At 49.0% G+C, this 22,580-nt stretch carries 17 protein-coding genes; 12 read left to right on the top strand and 5 right to left on the bottom strand.

Features of this window, described 5'->3' with window-relative positions:
• Positions 1-4: 4 nt before the first annotated feature.
• Positions 5-1,057: a histidinol-phosphate transaminase gene (gene hisC, locus D0C16_RS21765; protein WP_151034283.1), complete on the top strand. Its 1,053-nt coding sequence runs from the start codon at positions 5-7 to the stop codon at positions 1,055-1,057.
• 70 nt (positions 1,058-1,127) lie between these two features.
• Here the strand turns inward: hisC and D0C16_RS21760 are convergent, their stop codons facing one another.
• Positions 1,128-1,808: an STAS domain-containing protein gene (locus tag D0C16_RS21760; RefSeq protein ID WP_151034282.1), complete on the bottom strand. Its 681-nt coding sequence runs from the start codon at positions 1,806-1,808 to the stop codon at positions 1,128-1,130.
• 384 nt (positions 1,809-2,192) lie between these two features.
• Here D0C16_RS21760 and D0C16_RS21755 point away from each other — a divergent pair, with 384 nt between their 5' ends.
• The gene (locus D0C16_RS21755) at positions 2,193-4,511 is read left to right on the top strand and encodes a bifunctional diguanylate cyclase/phosphodiesterase (protein ID WP_151034281.1); all 2,319 of its coding nucleotides are present in this window, start codon (positions 2,193-2,195) and stop codon (positions 4,509-4,511) included.
• Positions 4,512-4,559: 48 nt separating this feature from the next.
• Here D0C16_RS21755 and rimK read toward each other — a convergent pair whose 3' ends face one another.
• Together rimK and D0C16_RS21745 are read right to left on the bottom strand one after the other, a co-directional pair.
• Complete coding sequence (gene rimK, locus D0C16_RS21750; RefSeq protein WP_151034280.1) at positions 4,560-5,465, bottom strand: 30S ribosomal protein S6--L-glutamate ligase; 906 nt, start codon at positions 5,463-5,465, stop codon at positions 4,560-4,562.
• A 40-nt stretch (positions 5,466-5,505) separates the two neighbouring features.
• Positions 5,506-5,970 (bottom strand): ATP-dependent zinc protease, encoded by a 465-nt coding sequence (locus D0C16_RS21745; RefSeq protein WP_151034279.1) that lies wholly within the window; start codon positions 5,968-5,970, stop codon positions 5,506-5,508.
• Positions 5,971-6,203: 233 nt separating this feature from the next.
• Here D0C16_RS21745 and D0C16_RS21740 point away from each other — a divergent pair, with 233 nt between their 5' ends.
• The gene (locus D0C16_RS21740; protein ID WP_151034278.1) at positions 6,204-6,413 is read left to right on the top strand and encodes a PA3496 family putative envelope integrity protein; all 210 of its coding nucleotides are present in this window, start codon (positions 6,204-6,206) and stop codon (positions 6,411-6,413) included.
• Between the two features lie 325 nt (positions 6,414-6,738).
• Positions 6,739-8,049, top strand: coding sequence for a GGDEF domain-containing protein (locus D0C16_RS21735; protein WP_151034277.1), 1,311 nt, complete (start codon positions 6,739-6,741; stop codon positions 8,047-8,049).
• 7 nt (positions 8,050-8,056) lie between these two features.
• Here D0C16_RS21735 and D0C16_RS21730 read toward each other — a convergent pair whose 3' ends face one another.
• Complete coding sequence (locus tag D0C16_RS21730) at positions 8,057-8,980, bottom strand: hypothetical protein (RefSeq protein ID WP_151034276.1); 924 nt, start codon at positions 8,978-8,980, stop codon at positions 8,057-8,059.
• Positions 8,981-9,224: 244 nt separating this feature from the next.
• On the opposite strand from D0C16_RS21730, the gene D0C16_RS21725 reads away from it, so the two are divergent.
• A complete protein-coding gene (locus D0C16_RS21725; RefSeq protein ID WP_151034275.1) occupies positions 9,225-10,019 on the top strand; it encodes a DUF6748 domain-containing protein in 795 nt (264 codons plus the stop codon).
• A gap of 69 nt (positions 10,020-10,088) precedes the next feature.
• Here D0C16_RS21725 and D0C16_RS21720 read toward each other — a convergent pair whose 3' ends face one another.
• Positions 10,089-11,456, bottom strand: coding sequence for a deoxyguanosinetriphosphate triphosphohydrolase (locus D0C16_RS21720; protein ID WP_191968589.1), 1,368 nt, complete (start codon positions 11,454-11,456; stop codon positions 10,089-10,091).
• 159 nt (positions 11,457-11,615) lie between these two features.
• Between D0C16_RS21720 and D0C16_RS21715 the strand changes: the two genes are divergently transcribed.
• The 7 genes from D0C16_RS21715 (at position 11,616) to urtB (ending at position 22,544) form a co-directional block, all read left to right on the top strand.
• Positions 11,616-11,969, top strand: coding sequence for a RebB family R body protein (locus tag D0C16_RS21715; RefSeq protein ID WP_151034274.1), 354 nt, complete (start codon positions 11,616-11,618; stop codon positions 11,967-11,969).
• 1 nt (position 11,970) lies between these two features.
• Positions 11,971-12,273, top strand: a complete 303-nt coding sequence (locus D0C16_RS21710) for a hypothetical protein (protein ID WP_151034273.1) — start codon at positions 11,971-11,973, stop codon at positions 12,271-12,273.
• 377 nt (positions 12,274-12,650) lie between these two features.
• The gene (gene atzF, locus D0C16_RS21705) at positions 12,651-14,459 is read left to right on the top strand and encodes an allophanate hydrolase (protein ID WP_151034272.1); all 1,809 of its coding nucleotides are present in this window, start codon (positions 12,651-12,653) and stop codon (positions 14,457-14,459) included.
• Positions 14,460-14,646: 187 nt separating this feature from the next.
• Positions 14,647-18,285, top strand: a complete 3,639-nt coding sequence (gene uca, locus D0C16_RS21700; protein WP_151034271.1) for an urea carboxylase — start codon at positions 14,647-14,649, stop codon at positions 18,283-18,285.
• Positions 18,286-18,415: 130 nt separating this feature from the next.
• Positions 18,416-19,129, top strand: coding sequence for a GntR family transcriptional regulator (locus D0C16_RS21695; protein ID WP_151034270.1), 714 nt, complete (start codon positions 18,416-18,418; stop codon positions 19,127-19,129).
• Positions 19,130-19,405: 276 nt separating this feature from the next.
• Positions 19,406-20,701 carry an urea ABC transporter substrate-binding protein gene (urtA, locus tag D0C16_RS21690; RefSeq protein ID WP_151034269.1) on the top strand — a complete coding sequence of 432 codons (1,296 nt, stop codon included), beginning with the start codon at positions 19,406-19,408 and terminating at the stop codon, positions 20,699-20,701.
• Between the two features lie 163 nt (positions 20,702-20,864).
• Complete coding sequence (urtB, locus tag D0C16_RS21685; RefSeq protein ID WP_225318806.1) at positions 20,865-22,544, top strand: urea ABC transporter permease subunit UrtB; 1,680 nt, start codon at positions 20,865-20,867, stop codon at positions 22,542-22,544.
• Positions 22,545-22,580 lie beyond the last annotated feature (36 nt).

Genomic DNA, 22,580 nt, shown 5'->3' with positions numbered 1-22,580 from the left:
GATCATGTCGAAGTTCTGGAGTCCTGTGGTGCGCGAGCTGGAGCCCTATGTTCCCGGCGAGCAACCGCAAATTGATGGGTTAATCAAACTAAACACTAACGAGAGCCCTTACCCGCCCTCACCCAAAGTGATTGATTTGATCACCCATGACGCCATCGAACGTCTACGCCTCTACCCTGACCCCAATTCCAAAAAACTGAAAAATACCATCGCCGCCTATTACAGCGTTAAGGCTGAGCAAGTGTTTGTCGGCAACGGCTCCGATGAAGTACTCGCGCTGTTATTTATGGCTTTTTTCCAACAGGGTAAACCATTGCTATTTCCGGATATCAGCTACAGCTTTTATCCGGTGTATTGCAAATTATTTGGCATCGAAGAAAAAACCATTCCGCTACGCGAAGATTACACGATTGATTTCGCCGATTACCCCACCGACAACGGCGGCATTATTTTCCCCAACCCTAATGCACCCACCGCGATTGGAAAGCCACTCGCTGCGATTGAAGCACTGCTGCAAAAAAATACCGAGTCTGTCGTCGTTGTGGATGAAGCCTATGTGGATTTTGGTGCGGAAACAGCTATCACCCTGGTGGATAAATATCCGAATTTGCTGGTGGTACAAACACTGTCCAAATCCCGCTCGCTGGCCGGCATGCGCGTTGGGTTAGCCGTGGGGCACAAGGATTTAATTGATGCGTTGGATAGAGTAAAAAACTCATTTAATTCCTATCCGTTGGATCGTATTGCCGAGGCTGCCACTATAGTGGCGTTTGAAGATGATGTTTATTTTAAAACCTGCCGCGATAAAATTATCGCTACGCGTGAGTGGACTATTAACGAGCTGGAAAAATTGGGCTTCAAGGTGTTGCCATCGCAAGCGAATTTTGTATTTGCAGAACCGGTAGGAAAAAATGCGGCTGAGGTAGCGCAGCACTTGCGCGATAACAAAATTCTCGTGCGCTATTTTAACAAGCCGCGCATCAATCAATTCTTGCGCATCACCATTGGCACCAACGAACAAATGCAGGCAATGATCAACGCCTTAAAAAATATCTAGGCGATAAAAAAATGACCCGCACTATGCGGGTCATTTTTTATCGAATCTATTTTCTATCTACCACACCGGTTTAAGCACCCGATATTTGCGTAGTTTGAATTAAAAAATATTTATCCATTCCAGTCCACTCCAATAACTGCGCTACTTCTTTATTACAGTTACATAATTTTATTTCATCGCGTGTTGAGCCCTTGCGCTCTTTAAACAGAAGCAGCATGCCCAAGCCCGTTAAACTCAGCGCGGGAGTCTCCGTTAAATTAAATTCAAATTCCCGCATTCCAGCTGCTTCTGTATCGTTTAACAATCGACTCCACTCCTTGCGCAAGTCGTGATCAATAGAGCCGTGAATGTTAACGCGCAAACCACGGCCGCTATTGATAGGAATCCAGTCAAGGCTGGCAGAATCTGAAAAGGTAATAGCGCCAGAATAGGAGCCGCCACTTTTAGAAGCCGCAGGAGTTTTCGTCGCTGTCTGCTGCTTGGAGCCAACACCAGTTGCAAGGGATTTCCCGCCGGAACGCAACGGAACCTGGGGTTTGGGCATAGACACAGAAGCACGAGGGGCTTCAGGCTTTTTAGGTTGGGATTTGTCATCCCAACCGGCAGGGACTACATCTTCCCAGCTGCTATCAACAACACCATTACCAACCACTTCATCGATGACTCGCCCACTGGTGCGCTTGGCGCGCGCCTGATCATCTTCAGCACGAACAACTTTACGCTCACCCACGAAGGGAACCTGATGGCGCATAGCAGCTCCGACGAATGCAATAGTTAAGTTAATTTTAGTGCACCCCCTTACAAATGCGAGCAGCAACAAGGCCACACCAAAAAGCACATTGGTAAAGGAGTCTTATGAAAACATATTATTGGCACATTTTTCATTCATTTTGCAAAAATGCGCGCCGCTTGGGAATTTTCGAAACACAATATTGTGCGCCACCACAGCGTGATTGCTCATGTTTTATTCCAGACACAGATTTCTACTTTTTTTCTCATAAAAAAAAGCTCTATCATTATTTTTTCAGGTAAAGTGCGGAGCGATTGAAAAATTTGGGATGTACCCGGCCCCGGATGAGAGGCCACAGTAAGTATTCAATACCTCTGGCGAGACGATGACCCAAATTGAGAGACTATGCAAAGCAATGAGACAGTGCAGTCAAAGAACACTGCCATAGAACTAATTAAAAAGTTTCAGCAACTTTTTACTGATTTAAATCATAAGCAGATTGCAGAACGACTGGTTAAATTGGTGATAGCCAAAGAGACCATTAGCCGCGCCGTATTGATTGTCGAGCGCGATAGTCATTTATACGTAGAAGCAATTGCATCCGCAGGCACTCGGCAACCAACGGTGAGCGGGATTGCCACATCCCTAAGCCGGCTGAATTATCTTCCGCACCAATATATTCATCAGGTATTCGATTCGGGGCAACCCTGCGCGCTGGATCAACACGCAATCAACCAACTCGGCGCCTTGTTTATCCAAAAAGGCACCCATGCCTGCTTCCTGCATCCCATTCAGGAAAAAGATAAAACCATTGCCGTCTTTTATATGGAGTCCACTCAGGATCTGCAGCATCTGCAAAAAGCAGTTGCTGATTTGGACACTGTGTGGACCTTCAGTTCATTGCTCGTTCGTCAGGTGATCGATATGTGGCACCACGAAGAGCAAGCCGAACGCTTTCGCGTTGCTGAACAGGCGCTCTGGGCGAGCGAGACTTACCTCAATGCCATTTTGCGCTACTCACCGGCGCTGATCTCCGTTAAAGATTTGGATGGCAATGTGGTTCTGGCGAGCGAACATTACAAGCACATGGCCAATGTCGATGAATCAGGCTTCGTAGGCAAAAATGTGTTTGATGTCTACCCGAAAGACGTTGCCCAATCCATGTGGGAAATTGATGCGGCCACCAAAACCAAGCAGCAAACCTACGAAGTAGAACTGGATTTGATGCACAAAGACGGCAGCCAACACACCTATTTAATGGTTAAGTTTCCACTGCGAAGTAAAGAGAACAACGTGTTTGGTGTTTGCACCATTGGTACTGACATCTCCGAGCGCAAGCTGGCAGAAAATGCACTGCGCGAACAACAATCGCGCCTGAATTATATGGCCTTCCACGATTCGCTAACTTCCCTACCCAACCGCTCGTTGTTTTACGATCGTATCTATCACGGTTTGGCACGTGCACGCCGCAGTGAATCCAGAGTGGCGTTGATGCTACTGGACATAGATCGATTCAAGATTATCAACGACAGCCTGGGCCACGATGCTGGGGATATTCTGCTGAAAGCTATCGCCATGCGCCTGAATGAAGGGGTGCGCGATATGGATACCGTTGCGCGTCTTGGTGGCGATGAATTTGTGGTGGTACTGGAAGGTATTCACGATACTGAAGACGTAGTGTTTGTTGCGAACAAACTGCTGAGCACCCTGTCGCGCCCGCTGGAAATTAGCGGCCACACCATTTCAACAACGGTGAGTATCGGTGTCAGTATGTATCCCGAAGACGGCACCGACACCGACGAGCTACTGAAAAACGCCGACATCGCCATGTACAAAGCGAAAGAGGCAGGCAAAAACAACTGTCAGTTCTACACCAAAGGCATGAACGCCACTGCCGTTAATTATTTGCTGCTGGAAAATGATTTGCGGCGCGCCGTAGAACAACAGCAGCTCACGCTTTACTACCAACCACAAGTGGATTTGCAAACTGGCGAGATGATGGGTGTAGAAGCGCTGGTGCGCTGGCAACACCCGGAGCGAGGACTTGTCTCTCCGGCACACTTTATTCCTTTGGCAGAGGAAACCGGCCTAATTGTTCCCATCGGCGAATGGGTCTTGCGCGAAGCCTGTCGCCAACAAAAAGCCTGGTTGGACGCGGGAAAAAAAGTGGGCAAAGTAGCCGTTAACCTTTCGCCGCGCCAATTTCGCCAGAAAAATTTCCCCGGTAAAGTAGAGACCATATTGCGCGAAACCGGTTTGGATGCAAAACACCTGGAGCTGGAGATTACTGAAAGCTGTGCCATGGAGCACGCGGGAGAAACCATCAATCAGCTTAACCAGCTGAACCAGATGGGGATGTACCTGGCGATCGACGACTTCGGTACTGGCTATTCGTCACTCGCCTATTTACAACGTTTCCCCATACAGAAACTGAAAATCGACCGCAGCTTTATTAACGATTTACACGATGATCACAATGATATGGCGATCGCCAAGTCGATTATCGGGCTGGCTCATAACATGCAAATGCGCGTTGTCGCCGAAGGCGTTGAAACAGAGCAGCAAGCCGAGTGGTTGCGCGAGATGGGCTGCAACCAGGCGCAAGGATTCCTCTACTCCAAACCCATGACGGCCAAGCAACTGGAAAATCACTTCCGCAACGGGCGCTTCTTTTTTGACGGCACAGTGGTAGCGCTCGACGCCCACATAAAAATGGGAGCCTAAGGCTCCCATTTATTATCCTTCGCTCCTCATCAGAAGAAGTTTGCCCTATCAGCCTTTTCCCCGCGTTTTATTTGCATTGGGACGCGCGTTTTCTTCAACAAATGCAACTATGGCATCAGCGATATTTTTGTGCGTTGCGCCTTCGATGCCCTCCAGTCCTGGTGATGAGTTCACTTCCATCACTAGCGGGCCGCGCGCCGAACGCAGCAAATCCACCCCCGCCACGTGCAAGCCCATTGTCTGCGCCGCCTTGATGGCCGTGCGACGCTCGGTAGGGCTAAGCTTCGCAACCTTGGCTGTACCCCCTCGATGCAGATTGGAACGGAACTCTCCCTCCTGGGCTGTGCGCTCCATCGCGGCGACAACTTTATCGCCAATAACAAAGCAACGAATGTCACTACCATTGGCTTCCTTGATGAACTCCTGCACCAGAAACTCAGCGCGCAGTTCGCGAAATGCCTCAATGACACTTTCTGCAGCCTTCTGGGTTTCTGCCAGCACGATACCGCGACCCTGAGTGCCTTCACACAGCTTTAACACCAACGGAGTGCCGCCAACCAGCTTGATCAGCTCTTTGGCGTCATGCACGTTGTAGGCAAAACTGGTTTTGGGCAAGCCAATCCCCTTGCGCGACAATAGCTGCAACGCACGCAGCTTGTCGCGCGAACGCCCGAGCGCAATGGATTCCGTCAGGCAGTAAACACCCATCATTTCAAACTGGCGAATTACCGCCAGGCCATAGTGGGTCACCGAGGCTCCGATCCGCGGGATAACTGCATCAAAACCCTCCAGCTTTTCGCCCATGTACCAAATAGACGGACTGGCGGATGCAATATCGATATAACACTTGAGTATGTCGAGCACCCGCACCTCGTGACCGCGCTCGGTACAGGCCTCCACGAGACGACGAGTGGAATAAAGGCGGCGGTTGCGCGACAAAATAGCGATTTTCATAGATGTTCGAGACCGAAAATATTTTATGTAGACGAACTACTTACATGGATGGCATTAGCGGCTGATCTTTATTGCCGCCCAGCAAAAAGGATTTACTGCTATCCACTAAAAACCCCTTGCGCAGTGCGCTGCGCCCCAGAAGCATCCGAAAGCGCATGTTTTCGCGATCAGTCAGGGTCACTTCGATAGGCATTTCCACACCGTTGATTAACAGCCGGGTTTCGATCACCACGCGCTCCTCGCAATGGCCACCGGAATCAGTTACCGGGCGAACATCCTTGACGGGATACTCGCACTCAATGCAGGTCAAGCTATCTTTTTGCAGCGGATGCAGTCCAAAACGCACCCAGGGCTTGCCATCCTTTTCAAAAGGCGTAACGTAGTAAGCATGTAATGCGCTGGTTTTCGCGCCGGTATCCACCTTGGCTTTAATGTGGGGAATCCCCAAATCAGGCAAGGCAACCCACTCGCGCCAGCCGATTAGTTCTGATTGTTTTTTTGCCACAAGCAAGACTCCTGCAAAGGACGCAACAATAGGCCAAACACCTGAATACAAGCAAAGCACCAAATGCGCGCTTTGTACTCCAGTTAAGGCTAAAGGTAAAAAGAAAAATCTTATGGGCCTGGGAAGATTTTTCTTTTGTTTTTTAATGGGCTATGGTAAATAGCGCGGGTCAAAATCCCCCCTTTGCGGGAACCGACGCCAAACTTTCTCTCTGTCAATGTTGGAGTAGTCTTATGTCAGTTGATGTAGAGTCGCAAGACGCTGATCTGATGGGTGATGTTAGCATCGAAGCCGATGATGACGAGGCAGCCACACCAAAGCTCACCGGAAAAGAAGCCAGCCAGCACACTCTGGAAATGCGTCGCAAAATCGAAGATCGTCTGGAACGCCGCCGCATTAAAGACCAATTAGGTTACGACGATATTTCTGATCTGGATTTCTAAACCGGATTACACAACAAGCCTGATTAACAGGTATTCGGTCAATACTAAAAAAGCTGGAGCCGCCCAAGAGGCGGCTTGTTTTTGTCTCCCCCTTGTAAAGCGTTTCATATCTTTACCATTAACCCTTGGCTACACTATTGCTGCGCCAGCGGTAAGCTTCTATGATCACCCATGCAGCCAGCCCGGACGCTACCTTGGCGATCTCTATCCTCATGGACGCAGGCCCTGAAGGACAAGCGGGAGCCAGATATTAATAACCAAAAAGCAGCCAAAATAATAAGAGTTAACCACTGCGTTAACCAAGCGACCGCTGGAGCTCCGTTGTATGCAGCATTCCCCCCGACATAGATTGTATTTTGACATCATCCTTGGTTTTCTGGTGATCATTACCGTCTTTGCCGTAACCGGACAGGAACAAATCCTGGAGCAACGCCTGGAGATAGATAACCACTCAGGCCTCAGCCTGAACGTCTATGACGATAAAGAGAGTGGTGGCGACTCCAGTATTTATCTGGACAATCCAGGCACTATGGAGTGGCACTGCATACTGCGCGATAGCTATGACTTCCCATTCTGTGGTTTTGAAATTCTTTTCGACCCGGGGCGCACTAAAGGCATTGACCTCACCCACTACGACAAGCTACGAGTCTGGTTAGACTACTCCGGCCCCAGCCAAACCCTGCGGGTTTATCTGCGTAACTTTGATGCGAAATACAGCAAGAAAGAAGTTAAGCAGTCCACCAAATACAATCAGGTTGAATTCAATGTAAACATGCTGAACGGTGTGGCAGAGTTTTCCCTACGCGATTTTTTTGTCGCCAACTGGTGGGTATTCGACAACAACATTCCACCGCATTTAAGCCGTCCGCAATTCGACAACATCACTATTTTTGAAGTACAAACCGGCTCCGGGCGCCCCCTGGGTGAACACCATTTCCGGTTGCGTAAAGTGGAATTTATCGGACAGGCCCTGAGTGCCGCCGACTGGTATCTCACCATCATGGTGGTGTGGTTATTTATTATTTTGGGTTTCCTTGGCTATCGTATTATCTCGCTAAAAGATGAAGTCGTTGTGCAGCGCAAACGCGAATCAGAACTCATGGAAATTAACGAACTGCTGGATACCCGAAGTAAAGCGCTGGAGCTGAAAGCCAAGAAAGACCCGCTCACCGGCGCTTTCAACCGGTTGGGACTGGAAGAAGCATTCAGCGTAGGGCTCTACGATTGGCGCAACAACAAAAAGCCGCTGTCGCTGGTGATGATGGATATCGATCACTTCAAAAAAATTAATGACACCTATGGTCACGACATTGGGGATTTGATCCTGAGTAAATTGTCCGACCTTATCCACCAGCACATTCGCTCACAAGACTTGCTCGCACGCTGGGGTGGCGAAGAATTTGTGATTGTCTGTCGCGACACCGACATAGATAACGCCACGGCGCTAGCGGAAAAGTTGCGCGGTTTAATAGCAGCACACGAATTCCATAAAAATATCCAGGTCACCGCCAGTTTTGGCGTAGCCACGCTCAACACCAATGAAAACCTGGAGCAACTATTCAAAGCGGCCGACACCGCACTTTACGAAGCCAAAGCGAGCGGACGCAACCGGGTTATTGCTGCCAGCGCCGGTTAACCGCTCACTATTCAAGCCGTAAATTATCCACGTAAATCAATTGCGGCTTAGGCAAGCTCACCGCAAAAAGCTCCAGACAATTCACCTCCTCGATACGCATCTGCCGCTTGGCAGGTGCATTGCGAATATCGTCCATCGCGATACGCAGATTGTTCCAACCGGGACTCAAACTAATACGACGATTAAAGCGATCATCCAGCGCATTAGTACCGCGATCATGCTGCAAATCTGCAATTTTTAGCACCACTTGCAACGCCTCTGAGGAAGGATTGTAAATGTCTAGCGCAAAAAATCGGTATTGACTCCAATCCCCAAAACGGCCGACCCATTTGATACCCGAGTAAGTATCCATCGCCAAGGTTACCGCCAAAGCGAATTGCCCATTGGTGATGTAATTACCAACTTGCTGCTTGGAAACATGCTCGCCAATATTTGCCAACTGGTGCAACTCGTAACTTGTTTCAAAGCTGTTAATCAGCGGAAACTGCTTGCGCATTTGCCAATCGACATAAACCAACTGCGTACTCACCCACAGCATTGGCAACATGAAAACAACACTCAGCACGCGCAACACAATCACCAGGTAGCGTCGATTTGTTGCGCGCTGCCCCCAACAAAGCGCAATAAATGCACCTAGAACGTTGTGGGCCACATCGCTCCAACTGGCATCGCGCCCAACAAAATTCTGCACAAACTCTATAACCAAACCCAGAATGAAAATAGCGAGCACTACCCAAAGCCATGCGCGACCAAAAGGAATAGGACGAACCAGCTGCGCAAACAGTAGCGCTGTAGCAAAAAAAATAACGTGCCCGTAATTCCACAGATTGTTAAACAACGCCGAAGAATAAACGTCGGGCCCACCAACAAAGAATAATGGGCAGATAAGAACCAACATGACCAGCAAGAACCAACGCCTGAAACTCTTCAAACCCCGCACCTCAAATCACCGGATAAACGTACACAATTTACTAGAGATGTAACAAATTATTACAACGCTGTGCCGCTTCATTTGGCAAGCTCTGATAACGGAAGCTTTGCAAGGTTTAGCATGGAGTGACATTCAGCGGCAGCCGAATGCGAACCTGATTTTTGGCACAAATGCGTACCCATCTACGCCACAACATTTCCCGACAACACGCACAATAACATGCACAGATAACAGGAATTTCCCCATGAGCTATCTACAATCGCTACTCAAACTAACCCGCACCGGTAGCATCAAACTGATTGCGGTTCTGGGTGCTGGCGTCGCAGTGATCGCACCTTTTAGCCAAGCGCAGACAATTATTAAGCCAGAGCCAATCGGCGTCACTTACTCCGTTAAACCCGACTACCGCAAATGCGCGTTCCCCTTATGCGGTGGCTGGTATTTAACACCGGTAAACCAATATTCCCTGGCGCTGCAAACTGAAGATGAAGCTTATGAATCATCCGCGCTTTTGCCAAACACCATCTATGTAGCCTATATCAATTACAAACGATTGGGTTTAACAACCAAGCAAATTGCGGAACTGGAAAGCGCCATGCGCAGTGAGCAAGCGCTCCTGCGCGGCAACATCCTCAACACGCCAAAAACCACTAAACAACTCGTCCGCAAGGCAGTCGCTCAAACGCAAACACTGACGGTAAACGGAGCCTGGGTTGGTGCCAATAAAAACACTCCGGTTGGTTCCTACCTGAACATTAGCAGTACCGGAATAATGTGTATTACAACCCCCTGCCCTTACTTCAAAGCCAATATTCTCAACAGCGATTCCAGTAGCGAATTTCATGACCTTTCATTGGAAAAAGCCAATCTGGATCGTGAGCAGGAAGCCTTGGCATGGCAGGCACTTTCCACCAACGGCTTAATCATCACTGGAACCAAGTATGAAACTACCGGTTTTGATCCAACCGGCAACGAACCAGGTAAAGGCGTTGGCGTCGCGGCGACTAAAATATTCTTTTCATTTCCACCCAAGAAATAACTTCGCCAATTGTTGACCTGTTTCTTAAGTGATAAAAAAATCCCGGCATTCAAACGGGATTTTTTATCTTTAATATTGCGAATAACCCATACCATTAAATTGTTTGGCGAGGTTGGTCGCATAGTTATCTGTCATACCACTGATGTAATCAATCACCGCCATTAATGCCAGATACTTATAATTTTGCTCGCGCTTACTCACCTGGGGATGGAAGTTGTTTTCGCCAATCAGTGCCATTACGCGATTGTCTTTATAAGTCATCTGCGCTTGCTCACCAAGCGATGCATAAACTGCAGAGCAAATGGTATTGAGCAGCGTACCTATTACGGTATAGGCACCAATTTCCAATTCGACACGACGTGAATGATTAAAGATTTTGCGCTTGGCCAAATCTTTCGCCGCCTGTACCGCATCGCGCACGCGCGGATCACACAGAGAAATTAAATCGCCTTCCACTTCACCACGCAAAAACGCATCTTGATGTTTAACAAAAGCAGCAGTGCCGGAATTGATAAACGCATCAATGACTTTACCGCGGACCAACGCCGGCTTGCGACCGTCGTTGACTTTTTTCAACAGCCGCTCGAGTTCCGCCAGCTGCGCAGAATCCGCAATGACCGGGTGCAATAATTCATAGATTTCCGTCCAGTTTAGAATCCCCATTTCCAAACCATCTTCCAGATCAATAATGCCGTAACAAAAATCGTCGGCCGCCTCCATTAAATACACCAATGGATGCCGGCAATACCAATCACTGCCGCGTTCAATCAATCCGGTTTTTTGTGCAATCTCGTGAAAATAATTAACTTCTGATTGAAAAATACCGTACTTGGCATTTTTCGGCCGCTGCCCCAATACCGTAGGCGACGAGGTCCAGGGATATTTAATCGATGAAGCGAGCGTCGCGTAAGTTAAACGCATTCCATCGTGATACTGGTGATACTCGGATGTCGTGAGTACGCGCAACCCTTGAGCATTACCTTCAAACACTCGTATATCGTCCTGCTCAGAGGGCGATAAATCGCGCAAGAACTCCGCACCTTCTTTTTGGAACCAGTTGCGAATGGCGTCTTCACCGGTATGGCCAAACGGTGGATTGCCGATATCGTGAGCGAGGCAAGTTGCCTGCACAATATCGCCGATATCCGTTGGTAAAAATTGCGCGGGCAAATCACCTTTATCTTTTAACGCTTGACCGACGCGAATTCCCAAAGTGCGCCCCACACAAGCAACCTCCAGACTATGGGTCATACGATTATGAATGTGATCATTGGTCGCAAGCGGATGCACTTGCGTTTTGCGTGCAAGGCGACGAAACGCACCGGAAAAAATAATTTTGTCGTGATCTGAGTGAAAAGGCGATCGCCCCTCCTCGTGTTTGGCAATGCGATTCCCCAAGCGGTCGGCGCAGAGCAGTTGACTCCAGTTCATTGGCATAGATGTATCCCTGACTTTCATTGTTGGGTTACCGACTATTTTAGGGTAATCCGGCGTAAAAACACTCGTTAGCCATCTCGAAATACCTTGTAATTGGCGATACCCCGAGCACACAACTAAACTCCCAGCTCCCGCAAACCCTTCTAAAAGGAGAATTATATGCCTGAATCAACTCAACCCACTGCAGTGAATAGCGCAGTTATCGATGCCGTTACAATAACCAACACCAAAGTACTTGCTGAAGCTCCTGCAATGGCGATGGGCAGCCTATATCAAACAATTGGCAATTCCGTCGCAATGGCCGCGGCCAATGCCGTTTACGCGCAACAGCAAGCGAACGTCACCTACCAGGCCGCCACAACATTGGGGGTTACCAAGTTGTTTAACAATGGAGGAGTAGGTGCAACTGAGGGCGCACCGGCAGATCCAACCCAATATGCACAACTAAAAGCGCAAATTGATGCATTAACCGCGCAATTGGAGCAATTAAAATCTGAATCTCACGGAGCTTAAGATGGAGCAGGGTAACGAGTCAGATGGAGATACCCATCAGAAAAACTGCAAAGAATCTATGGCGTACCTTGCGGCGTTAAATGCGGTCAACCTGATCCTGCTGGACGCCGTAACTTTCCAGCGCAACAACAATATTGTCTACACCGCTGGTTTGACACTGGCAGTGATGAAGTTAGCGGAAGGTGATAGCCAAGGCGCGCAATTGTTAGACACAATCCAAAAAAACCTGTCAGAGAATCAACAGCACTTGCTAAAAACAAGTCAGGATTGTGCTGAAATCCTGACGAGGTTTAAAAGTATTTAACCGGGCAATTTCCGTTATCGATCACCGACTTTAAAAAGTTGCGCCTTGTCAGGCGCAACCTTCTTCACTTGAGCCCCCCAATATTTACGGCAATCTTGAGCCCTCAATTGGAATCGCCATTAATCGCCGCCGCTCTTCGCACCAATTTGGCTCGCAAGAAAAATTTAACCGCACAACTTCAGCGCATAGGTTTTTGTTAAAAACACCCGGTGCCAGCCGCCTTCACAGGCGCACCTACGTCATTTAACTCATTGAATATAAAGATTTTTGTGCTCTTTACAGCGGGAACCGGTAAAGCTGATTTTTACTTGGCACAGTTTCTGCTGAATACAAACTTGTATCCAAGATTGTATTTAAGATTTTTAGCGGGAACTTTAATGACGCAGTTACCAAGTCAAACAACCACTGGCTGGACTATTTCTGAATGGCTGGCGGCCTACCACCAGGGGCTGGATGCGCGCGCGGCTTTACACAGCCTGCGCAATCAATTGAGTAGCTCCGATACTGCCTGGATTTATATTGTCTCCGCTGCTGAGTTGGATGCCCAACTGGATGCGCTACTACTGAATAAAACTACCGATGCAAAAAATCTACCGCTTTTCGCTGTGCCTTTCGCGGTAAAAGACAATATTGATGTGGCAGGCATTCCTACTACTGCCGCTTGCCCCGCATTTACCTATATTCCTGAAACAGATGCGACCAGCGTTGCGCGTCTGAAAGCGGCGGGTGCCATCGTGTTGGGCAAAACCAACCTCGACCAATTTGCCACAGGGTTAGTGGGAACACGCTCCCCTTACGGCGCAGTACCCAATTCCTTTAAAGCGGAATATGTTTCTGGCGGCTCCAGCTCCGGCTCAGCCACAACTGTCGCCAATGGAATTGTGCCCTTTAGTTTAGGTACCGATACCGCCGGCTCCGGCCGCGTGCCCGCCGGCTTCAATAATATTGTTGGCTTGAAGCCGACCAAGGGTCGCTTTAGTACCCAAGGCGTTGTGCCCGCTTGTCGCAGTCTGGATTGTGTTTCGATTTTTTCATTAACGCTTGATGATGCAGAACTGGTTGCTTCGTTAATCGAGGGTTTTGATACAGCCGATGGCTATTCGCGCAAAGCGCCTGCCGCTGCGACGTATTTTTCGGCAACCCCCCGCTTTGCAATTCCCGCCGCACCCAACTGGTTTGGTGATATTCAGGCACAAGCGGCGTGGGAATTATCGCTTGAGAAAATACGCGCACTTGGTGCGGAATTAACTGCCATTGATTTCACGCCCATGTTTAACCTCGCGCAATTGCTCTACGGCGGCCCTTGGGTGGCTGAGCGTCACGCGGCGATCAGCGAATTTATGCAAGATCACGCGAGCGACATGAATGAGGTGGTGCGTTCGATTGTAGAAAAAGCGGTAAATTTTTCAGCGACTGATTGTTTCCGCGCAGAATATCAACGCGCTAATCTCGCGCGATTAATTCAAACATTAATGAGCAGCTTTGATGCGTTATTAGTTCCTACATCACCGCGTCATCCAACAATTGCAGAGGTCGCTGCGGATCCCGTCGGCGTTAACAGCCAACTGGGAACCTATACCAATTTTGTCAATCTCGCTGATTGTTGCGCACTCGCTTTACCTGCCGCAATGCGCACTGATGGTTTGCCCTTTGGCGTAACGCTAATTGCGCCCGCCTGGCAAGATGCCGCACTGCTCGCTTTTGGAAAAAAATGGCATGCGGCAACCCAATTAACTTTGGGGGCTATCGACAAACAACAAGCGGTACCAGTTACTACTACCGAATCACCAAAAGGTTATGTGCGGCTCGCCGTTGTGGGTGCTCATCTGACCGGCATGCCGCTGAATGTGCAATTGCAAGAGCGCAACGCATTGTTTGTTGAAAGTACATTCACCGCAAAAAATTATCGCCTGTATGCGTTACCCAATACCACGCCACCCAAACCCGGTTTAATTCGTACAGAAACCGAAGGCGCAGAAATTATCGTGGAATTATGGGATGTGCCCGTTCAACACTTCGGCAGTTTTGTCGCACTGATTCCTGCTCCGCTGGGCATAGGAACATTGACGTTAATTGATGAGCGCGAAGTAAAAGGATTTATTTGCGAAGGTGCAGCAGTGACAGGGGCGAAGGACATTACCCATTTGGGCGGTTGGCGCGCGTATATCAAATCACTACAGAAATAAAAATCCCTCCCGGCCCTCCCTTTTCAAAGGGAGGGAGTTGGACTCTCACTTTGTAGCAAGTGAGAAACAGCGAAAATATTGCTTCAACGATATGAAGGTGAAGCGACACAAAATCTCGCTGGAGACTTCCTCCCCTTTGAAAAAGGGGAGGCAAGGAGGGGATTAAAATTACAGTCGGAGAAGAAGTGTGTTAAGAACCGTACTAATCGCCAACCGCGGGGAAATCGCGGTACGCATCGCCAAGACCCTGAAAAAAATGGGTATTGAATCCGTTGCTGTTTATTCAGATGCAGATCGAAACTCAGCGCATGTGGCAGCCTGCGATAAAGCAATCTGTTTGGGCGGAAATACGGCAGCAGAAAGTTATTTGAAAGCAGATTTAATTCTCGCTGCCGCGAAGGAAACAGGTGCGCAAGCAATTATTCCGGGCTACGGCTTTCTTTCTGAAAACGCCAAATTTTGTGAGCAGTGCGAAGCTGAAGGTATCGCCTTTTGCGGCCCAACGCCGGCACAAATTCGTCAATTCGGTTTGAAACACACCTCACGCGAACTCGCCGAACAAGCTGGTGTACCGCTCACGCCCGGCACGGGCTTATTGGATTGCGTTGAAGAAGCTATCGCATCAGCGGCAACCCTTGGCTACCCCGTTATGTTAAAAAGCACGGCAGGCGGTGGCGGTATCGGCCTAACCCGTTGTAACAATGAAGCCGAATTAATTAATGCTTACGACAGCGTAAAACGTTTAGGCCAAAACTTTTTTAGCGACTCAGGCGTATTCCTCGAACGCTTTGTGGATAACGCCCGCCACGTAGAAGTGCAACTATTTGGCGATGGCAACGGCAATGTGTTGGCCTTGGGTGAACGCGATTGCTCACTGCAACGTCGCAACCAAAAAGTCGTTGAAGAAACGCCAGCGCCAAACTTACCAGCCGCAACACGCGATAAATTACTCGCCGCATCGGTAAGCTTGGGCAAAATGGTAAACTACCGTTCCGCCGGTACCATTGAATATATTTACGACCCAGCGCGCGATGAATTTTATTTCCTCGAAGTAAATACCCGCTTGCAAGTAGAACATCCCATCACCGAAGCCTGCACAGGTGTGGATTTAGTTGAGTGGATGATTCTCACTGCAGCGGGTACTCCGCCAAAACTGGATATCGACATCAATCCCACAGGCGCCGCCATTGAAGTGCGTTTGTACGCGGAAGATCCGGTGCGCGAATTCCAACCTTCGCCCGGCGTATTAACCGATGTAGTATTTTCGAATTCAGCGCGTATTGATACCTGGGTATCTACCGGTACTGAAGTATCACCCTACTACGACCCGATGATTGCCAAAATTATTGTGCATGGCAAAGACCGCGCCGATGCAATCGCAAAAATGGGCGCTGTATTGAATGAAACACGCGCAGCCGGAATCGCGACCAATCTGGATTATTTGCGTCAAATTATTGCGTCAGATTTTTTTGCATCAGGTAATGTAGCTACCAATAAACTCGCCAGTTTTAAATATTTGCCACCGGTCGTGGAAGTTGTGCAGCCAGGCACCTACACCAGCGTACAGGATTATCCAGGCCGTGTAGGCCTGTGGAGCATAGGTGTTCCGCCATCTGGCCCAATGGATGATTACGCATTTCGTTTGGCCAATCGCATTGTCGGCAACCATGAAAGTGCCGCTGCGCTCGAATACACCATTATTGGTCCAAAATTAAAATTCCACAGCGATGCTGTTATCGCACTCACCGGTGCAAATTCACCGGCAAAAATTGATGGAAAAATAATTCCCTTCTGGCAACCGGTAGCCATTAAAGCCGGACAAATTCTTGATATTGGCAAAGCCGAACAAGGTTGTCGCGGCTATATCGCCGTGCGTAATGGTTTCGACGTGCCCGTTTATCTCGGCAGCCGCTCCACCTTTGCCCTTGGCCAATTTGGCGGTCACGCCGGTCGCACCCTGCGCGCAACCGATATGTTGCCCATCAGCAACCCGGCGATTGCCGCCTGTACAACGCCAGCACCCGTTTATGAAGCAGCTCCAGCGCCGGTAAGTTTAATTCCGCCGTACTTTCTGAAAACCGAAGGCACCAATGAATGGGAAATTGGTGTGCTCTATGGCCCGCACGGCGCGCCGGATTTTTTCACCACCGATGCGATTGACATGTTTTTCTCCACCGCTTGGGAAGTGCACTACAACTCCAACCGTTTGGGCATCCGCTTGAATGGACCCAAGCCAACCTGGACGCGCAGTGATGGCGGCGAAGCCGGTTTACATCCCTCCAATATTCACGACACTGAATACGCAATCGGTTCAATTAATTTCACTGGCGACATGCCGGTCATCCTCACCAAAGATGGCCCAAGTCTGGGTGGATTTGTTTGCCCGGTCACTATTGTTAAAGCCGAGTTGTGGAAAGTCGGCCAGGTAAAACCCGGCGATAAAATTCGCTTCAAGCGGTTGAGTTTTGATACTGCGCTGGCGATGGAATTATCGATTGATCGCACCATTGAAAATCTGGGCGTGCAACCGGCGGTATTGCCCGCCCCAATTGTTGTTCCGGAAAATACCCTCTCTGAATGTGTCGTTGCTTCGTTGCCACCACTCGGCAGCCGTCCGCTGGTGAGCTATCGCCAAGCCGGCGACAAATATATTTTGCTTGAATACGGTGACAACATCCTTGAATTAAGTTTTCGCTTGCGTGTGCACGCGTTAATGGAAGCACTAAAAGCAGCCCCCATTGACGGCGTGATTGAATTGTCCCCCGGTGTGCGCTCGCTGCAAATTAATTACGATAGCCGTGTCATTCACCAGCGCGAATTGATTAATCGCTTATTGATAATTGAAGAAACCCTGGGCGATGCGCGCGATATTAAAGTGCCCAGTCGTATCGTTCACTTGCCAATGGCCTTCGAAGATTCCGCAACACTGGATGCAGTATCTCGCTATCGCCAATCTGTGCGCGACACAGCGCCCTGGTTACCGAGCAACACTGAGTTTATGCGACGCATTAACGGCCTCGATTCCATCGGCCAAGTTAAACAAATTCTGTTTGAAACCAGCTATATGGTATTGGGTTTGGGTGATGTGTATCTGGGTGCACCTTGCGCAGTTCCGGTTGATCCGCGCCATCGTTTACTTACTTCAAAATACAACCCCGCCCGCACCTACACCGCCGAAGGCACTGTGGGTATTGGTGGTGTGTACATGTGTATTTACGGTATGGATTCACCCGGCGGCTATCAATTGGTTGGCCGCACCCTGCCCATCTGGAATAAATTTTTGAAAAACCCCGTATTCAAAGATGGTGAACCCTGGTTACTGAAATTTTTTGACCGGGTGCGCTATTACGAAGTCAGCGAAGAAGAGCTTACCGCACAACGTGAAGCGTTCCGCGAAGGCCGTTTGAGCCTGCGCATAGAAGAGGATTTTTTCAGTCTCGCCGAGCATGAAAAATTCTTACAAGAAAACGCCGCGAGCATTGCGGAATTTAAAACAAAACAACAAGCCGCCTTCACCCGTGAAGTTGCGCTTTGGCAAGCCGATGAGGCCGCCAACGTGGATGCAGCACTACAAGCCAAAATTAACACTGGCCCCATCGAAGTCGACGGTCATGCGATCACGGCAGACATCAGCGGCAATATCTGGAAGCTACTGGTGGAGCCGGGCCAACAGGTTGAATCGGATCAACCCTTGTTAATTGTGGAAGCAATGAAAATGGAATTTTCTGTCTACGCGGATCGCAGTGCAAAAGTCAGTGCGATTCACGTAGCACCCGGCAAACAGGTGAATGCAGGAGATTTGTTGGTGGTGTTGGAGGCGGATTAACTTAACGCACTTTGTAGGTTGGCGGTGAGGAACGAACCCCAACACAAGCAACGCGAAAATGATGAGCAATGTCATGTTGCGGTTCGCTTCGCTCAGCTTGCGTGGCCCGCCAAAACCTACGGTAAACGATATGAAAATGGTCAAACACGACAAGACAAAAAAGAAAGCCGAAGAGCCGCGCACCAATTTAACCGAGCGGATTTATCAAACCATTAAAGACGATATTTTTTCGTTCCGTTTATTGCCGGGCGATCGTTTTAGTGAAAATGAAATAGCCGATCGAGTGGCAGCGAGTAGAACACCGGTGCGAGAAGCCTTGGCCCGTTTACAACGCGAAGGTTTTGTGGATGTATCCTTTCGTAGCGGCTGGCAAGTAAAGCCGTTTGATTTCAAACAATTTGAACAACTTTATGATGTGCGCATTATTTTAGAACTGGCCGCCGTAAAAAAACTGTGTGAAATGGAACCAGCACCGGATTTGGAAGTGTTAAAAAATACCTGGCTGGTAAAACCGGAGGAGCGACTGGAAGATGGCCCTACAGTCTGCGCACTGGATGAACGCTTTCACGAACAATTAATTGAAGCAACTGGCAATAGGGAAATGGCCCGTATCCACCATGAAATTACCGAGCGCTTGCGCATTATTCGAAGGATCGATTTTACCCAGCGCAACCGCATCGAAGCGACTTACGACGAGCACGCAAAAATTTTGCGTACCATTATGGAACGGCGTGCGGACGATGTTAAAAGCTATTTGAAAACGCACATTGAAGCGAGCAAGGCCGAAGTACGGAAAATTACGCTGCATATGCTTTATGAGGCGCAGCAGCAAAACCCCCATTAATCAGTAAGGTAAAGAGTTAAGAAGCAAGCAGTAAACAAGTCGAAGAAGTTAGTACAACTATAAAGCAACATCAAAAGCAACAAACTAGAAAAATCGCAATAAAGAAAATGAGAGTGACAACACGATTGACGAGCAAAGTCGTTAAAAAGTGATTAGGGAAGAAACACAGTCACCCACTATTCGCGTTAAGGCGTTACCGGAAACGTGAGCACTCAATATTTTGAGCATCACTAACTACAACCACTGAGTCATTAAAACCATCTAGGAGCAAGACCCATGAAGCTGAAGAAAATAGCAAAACACGTCGGGGCACTCGGTATCGCTGCCGGCTTAACCATAGCCTCATTCAGTGCGGCAGCCGCAGACACTATTAAAGTGGGCATTCTGCACTCGCTTTCCGGGACTATGGCAATTTCCGAGACAACCCTGAAAGACACCATGTTGATGTTGATTGAAGAGCAAAACAAAAAAGGCGGTTTGCTCGGCAAAAAACTCGAACCCGTGGTAGTAGACCCAGCGTCCAACTGGCCACTGTTCGCGGAAAAAACCCGTGAACTGTTAACCAAAGACAAAGTAGCCGCTATTTTCGGTTGCTGGACTTCCGTATCGCGCAAATCCGTTCTGCCCGTAATTGAAGAATTGAACGGCGTACTTTTCTATCCGGTGCAATACGAGGGTGAAGAATCGTCACGCAACGTGTTCTACACAGGCGCAGCACCAAACCAACAAGCGATTCCGGCAGTTGATTACCTCATGAAGGAAATGAAAGTGAAGCGCTGGGTACTGGCCGGTACCGACTATGTATACCCACGTACCACCAACAAAATTCTGGAAGCCTACTTGATGGCGAAAGGCGTTGCCAAAGAAGACATCATGATTAACTACACCCCTTTCGGTCATTCCGATTGGCAAAACATTGTGTCTGATATCAAACGTTTTGGTTCTGCTGGCAAGAAAACTGCCGTGGTATCAACCATCAACGGCGATGCTAACGTGCCTTTCTACCGCGAACTGGGTAACCAAAAAGTAACGGCAGAAGATATCCCGGTAGTTGCCTTCTCTGTGGGTGAAGAAGAACTCTCTGGTATCGACACCAAGCCACTGGTTGGTCACTTGGCTGCATGGAACTACTTCATGAGTGAAGACAATGCCGCTAACGCCGCTTTCATTAAACAATGGAAAGCCTTTATCAAAAATCCAAAGCGCGTAACCAACGACCCAATGGAAGCTCACTACATTGGTTTCAACATGTGGGTTAAAGCGGTTGAGAAAGCCGGCACTACCGATACCGATAAAGTGGTTGATGCGATCATCGGTGTAGAAGCGCCTAACCTGACTGGCGGCGTAAGCAAAATGTTGCCAAACCATCACATCACCAAACCCGTATTGATTGGCGAAATTCAGGAAGATGGTCAATTCCTCACCGTATCCAAAACCGATTCTCTGGTTCCAGGCGATGCATGGTCTGACTTCCTCGAAGGTTCAAAAGATCTGGAATCTGATTGGATCAAATTGAAGTGCGGTAACTACAACACCAAAACCAAAAAATGTTTAGGTGCTGCAGCGCAATAATACTTCGCTAAAACGCTTCGCAATACATTTCCTCCCGGGCCCCTCACTCGGGAGGAAATTAAAAAAATACTCTGGCGGACGAAAAGAATCGCACCTGAAACTAGCCACTATTCTTTTCCAACCACAAAGACGCCAAAAATATTGGATTTAACGAGACGAAACTATGCGAAATTTAATTAAGCCGTTGGGTCAATGGCAAATGCAATTGATATTGCTGGTATCAATTTGCGTTTCAGCCTCGGTATTTTCGCAAGACGCTGAACAATCAGTCGCCGAGGCTTCGGCAAATAGCGTTATCAGTGATTCAAGCCCTGACGTAGAACCAGAATTTAACAAACTGGTTAAAGCACTGACTCAAGGCAGTTTGCCCGCGCGCGCGCAAACCGCAAAAAAATTAGCGGCGCTGGATGACCCGCGCACCGCACAGATTATAGAAGCCCTGCAAACCGGCAACCTCTACGCCAGCAAAGGCGACAACCCCAGCGTTGCCATCGCCAACGGCGACAGCTATACCGATGCCATTAGCGGCGAAAAATTCACGGGGGATTCGGATTCAATAAAACGGGTCCCGATCAACAACAGCATGCGCACCCAATTGCGTACACTCCTCGCGCTGCTCAATTTAAATCACAAGGATTCCGCCATTCGTTTGGATGCGGTCAAGCGGATGATTGCCGATGGTGTCGATGAAGACTCAATCGCGCTTTTACAAGAGCGTCAAAAAACTGAGCCGGATGCCGATGTGCGCGATGCCATTGCCAGCGCCGTTGCCCTACTCAACCTGCAAAGCACGGAACAGCAAGTTCGTCTGGATGCCATACAAATTCTGCGCGGCAGCTTACAGCAAGAAGTACGCACCGCATTAAGTGAAATCGCGAGCAACGATGCTGACGAAAAAGTAAAACTCCAGGCGCAATTGGCGCTGAGTGCGATTGATGATCGCGTTGCCGCCTTTCGCCTCGCGGAAAACATTTTCTTTGGTCTGAGTTTGGGGTCAGTGCTACTGCTCTCCGCCATTGGCCTTTCCATCACCTTTGGTGTGATGGGCGTAATTAATATGGCACACGGCGAGTTGATGATGATCGGCGCCTATGTAACCTGGGTAGTGCAACAAATGTTTCCCAATCAAATTGCTTACAGTTTGATGATTGCCATTCCCGCCGCATTTATCGTCGCCGGTTTGGTAGGGATTGCGATTGAGCGCGGAGTGATTCGCTTTTTATACGGCCGCCCATTGGAAACCCTGCTGGCGACATTTGGTATCAGCCTGATTTTGCAGCAAGCAGCCCGCAGCATTTTCTCTCCGCTCAATCGCGCGGTGGAATTGCCAGCATGGATGAGTGGCTCCATGGAGATCAACCCGGTGCTCTCCATTACCTACAACCGCTTGTATATTTTCATTTTCGGTTTGCTGGTGTTTTTTGCATTGTTGGTCATTCTGAAAAAAACTTCGCTCGGCTTAAAAGTCCGCGCCGTCTCCCAAAACCGCGCCATGGCGCGTGCAGTCGGTGTGCGTGCCAACTGGGTAGATGCCATGACCTTTGGCTTGGGCTCTGGCATTGCTGGCATCGCCGGCGTTGCTCTTTCGCAATTAACTAACGTCGGCCCAAACCTCGGCCAGGCCTACATTATCGACTCCTTTATGGTGGTGGTATTCGGCGGCGTGGGTAATCTGTGGGGCACACTAGTCGGCGCTATGGGCCTCGGCATTATCAATAAATTTTTGGAGCCTTACGCCGGCGCGGTACTCGCAAAAGTGTTGGTACTGGTGTTGTTGATTCTGTTTATCCAAAAGCGACCGAAAGGAATATTTCCGCAGAAAGGCAGAGCTGCTGCGGATTAATTAATCCCTCCCGGCCTCCCCTTTTTAAAAAGGGAG

It is taken from the genome of Cellvibrio sp. KY-GH-1, assembly GCF_008806975.1.
Taxonomy (GTDB): domain Bacteria; phylum Pseudomonadota; class Gammaproteobacteria; order Pseudomonadales; family Cellvibrionaceae; genus Cellvibrio.
The sequence above is the reverse complement of the archived record's forward strand: the minus strand, read 5'-3'. Positions and strand labels throughout refer to the sequence as shown.

Excerpts from the sequence above, each read along its gene's own strand:
- hisC (WP_151034283.1), top strand. The coding sequence starts at position 5 with ATGTCGAAGTTCTGGAGTCCTGTGGTGCGCGAGCTGGAGCCCTATGTT.
- D0C16_RS21760 (WP_151034282.1), bottom strand. The coding sequence starts at position 1,808 with ATGCGCCATCAGGTTCCCTTCGTGGGTGAGCGTAAAGTTGTTCGTGCT.
- D0C16_RS21755 (WP_151034281.1), top strand. The coding sequence starts at position 2,193 with ATGCAAAGCAATGAGACAGTGCAGTCAAAGAACACTGCCATAGAACTA.
- rimK (WP_151034280.1), bottom strand. The coding sequence starts at position 5,465 with ATGAAAATCGCTATTTTGTCGCGCAACCGCCGCCTTTATTCCACTCGT.
- D0C16_RS21740 (WP_151034278.1), top strand. The coding sequence starts at position 6,204 with ATGTCAGTTGATGTAGAGTCGCAAGACGCTGATCTGATGGGTGATGTT.
- D0C16_RS21735 (WP_151034277.1), top strand. The coding sequence starts at position 6,739 with ATGCAGCATTCCCCCCGACATAGATTGTATTTTGACATCATCCTTGGT.
- D0C16_RS21725 (WP_151034275.1), top strand. The coding sequence starts at position 9,225 with ATGAGCTATCTACAATCGCTACTCAAACTAACCCGCACCGGTAGCATC.
- D0C16_RS21720 (WP_191968589.1), bottom strand. The coding sequence starts at position 11,456 with ATGCCAATGAACTGGAGTCAACTGCTCTGCGCCGACCGCTTGGGGAAT.
- D0C16_RS21715 (WP_151034274.1), top strand. The coding sequence starts at position 11,616 with ATGCCTGAATCAACTCAACCCACTGCAGTGAATAGCGCAGTTATCGAT.
- D0C16_RS21710 (WP_151034273.1), top strand. The coding sequence starts at position 11,971 with ATGGAGCAGGGTAACGAGTCAGATGGAGATACCCATCAGAAAAACTGC.
- atzF (WP_151034272.1), top strand. The coding sequence starts at position 12,651 with ATGACGCAGTTACCAAGTCAAACAACCACTGGCTGGACTATTTCTGAA.
- D0C16_RS21695 (WP_151034270.1), top strand. The coding sequence starts at position 18,416 with ATGAAAATGGTCAAACACGACAAGACAAAAAAGAAAGCCGAAGAGCCG.
- urtA (WP_151034269.1), top strand. The coding sequence starts at position 19,406 with ATGAAGCTGAAGAAAATAGCAAAACACGTCGGGGCACTCGGTATCGCT.
- urtB (WP_225318806.1), top strand. The coding sequence starts at position 20,865 with ATGCGAAATTTAATTAAGCCGTTGGGTCAATGGCAAATGCAATTGATA.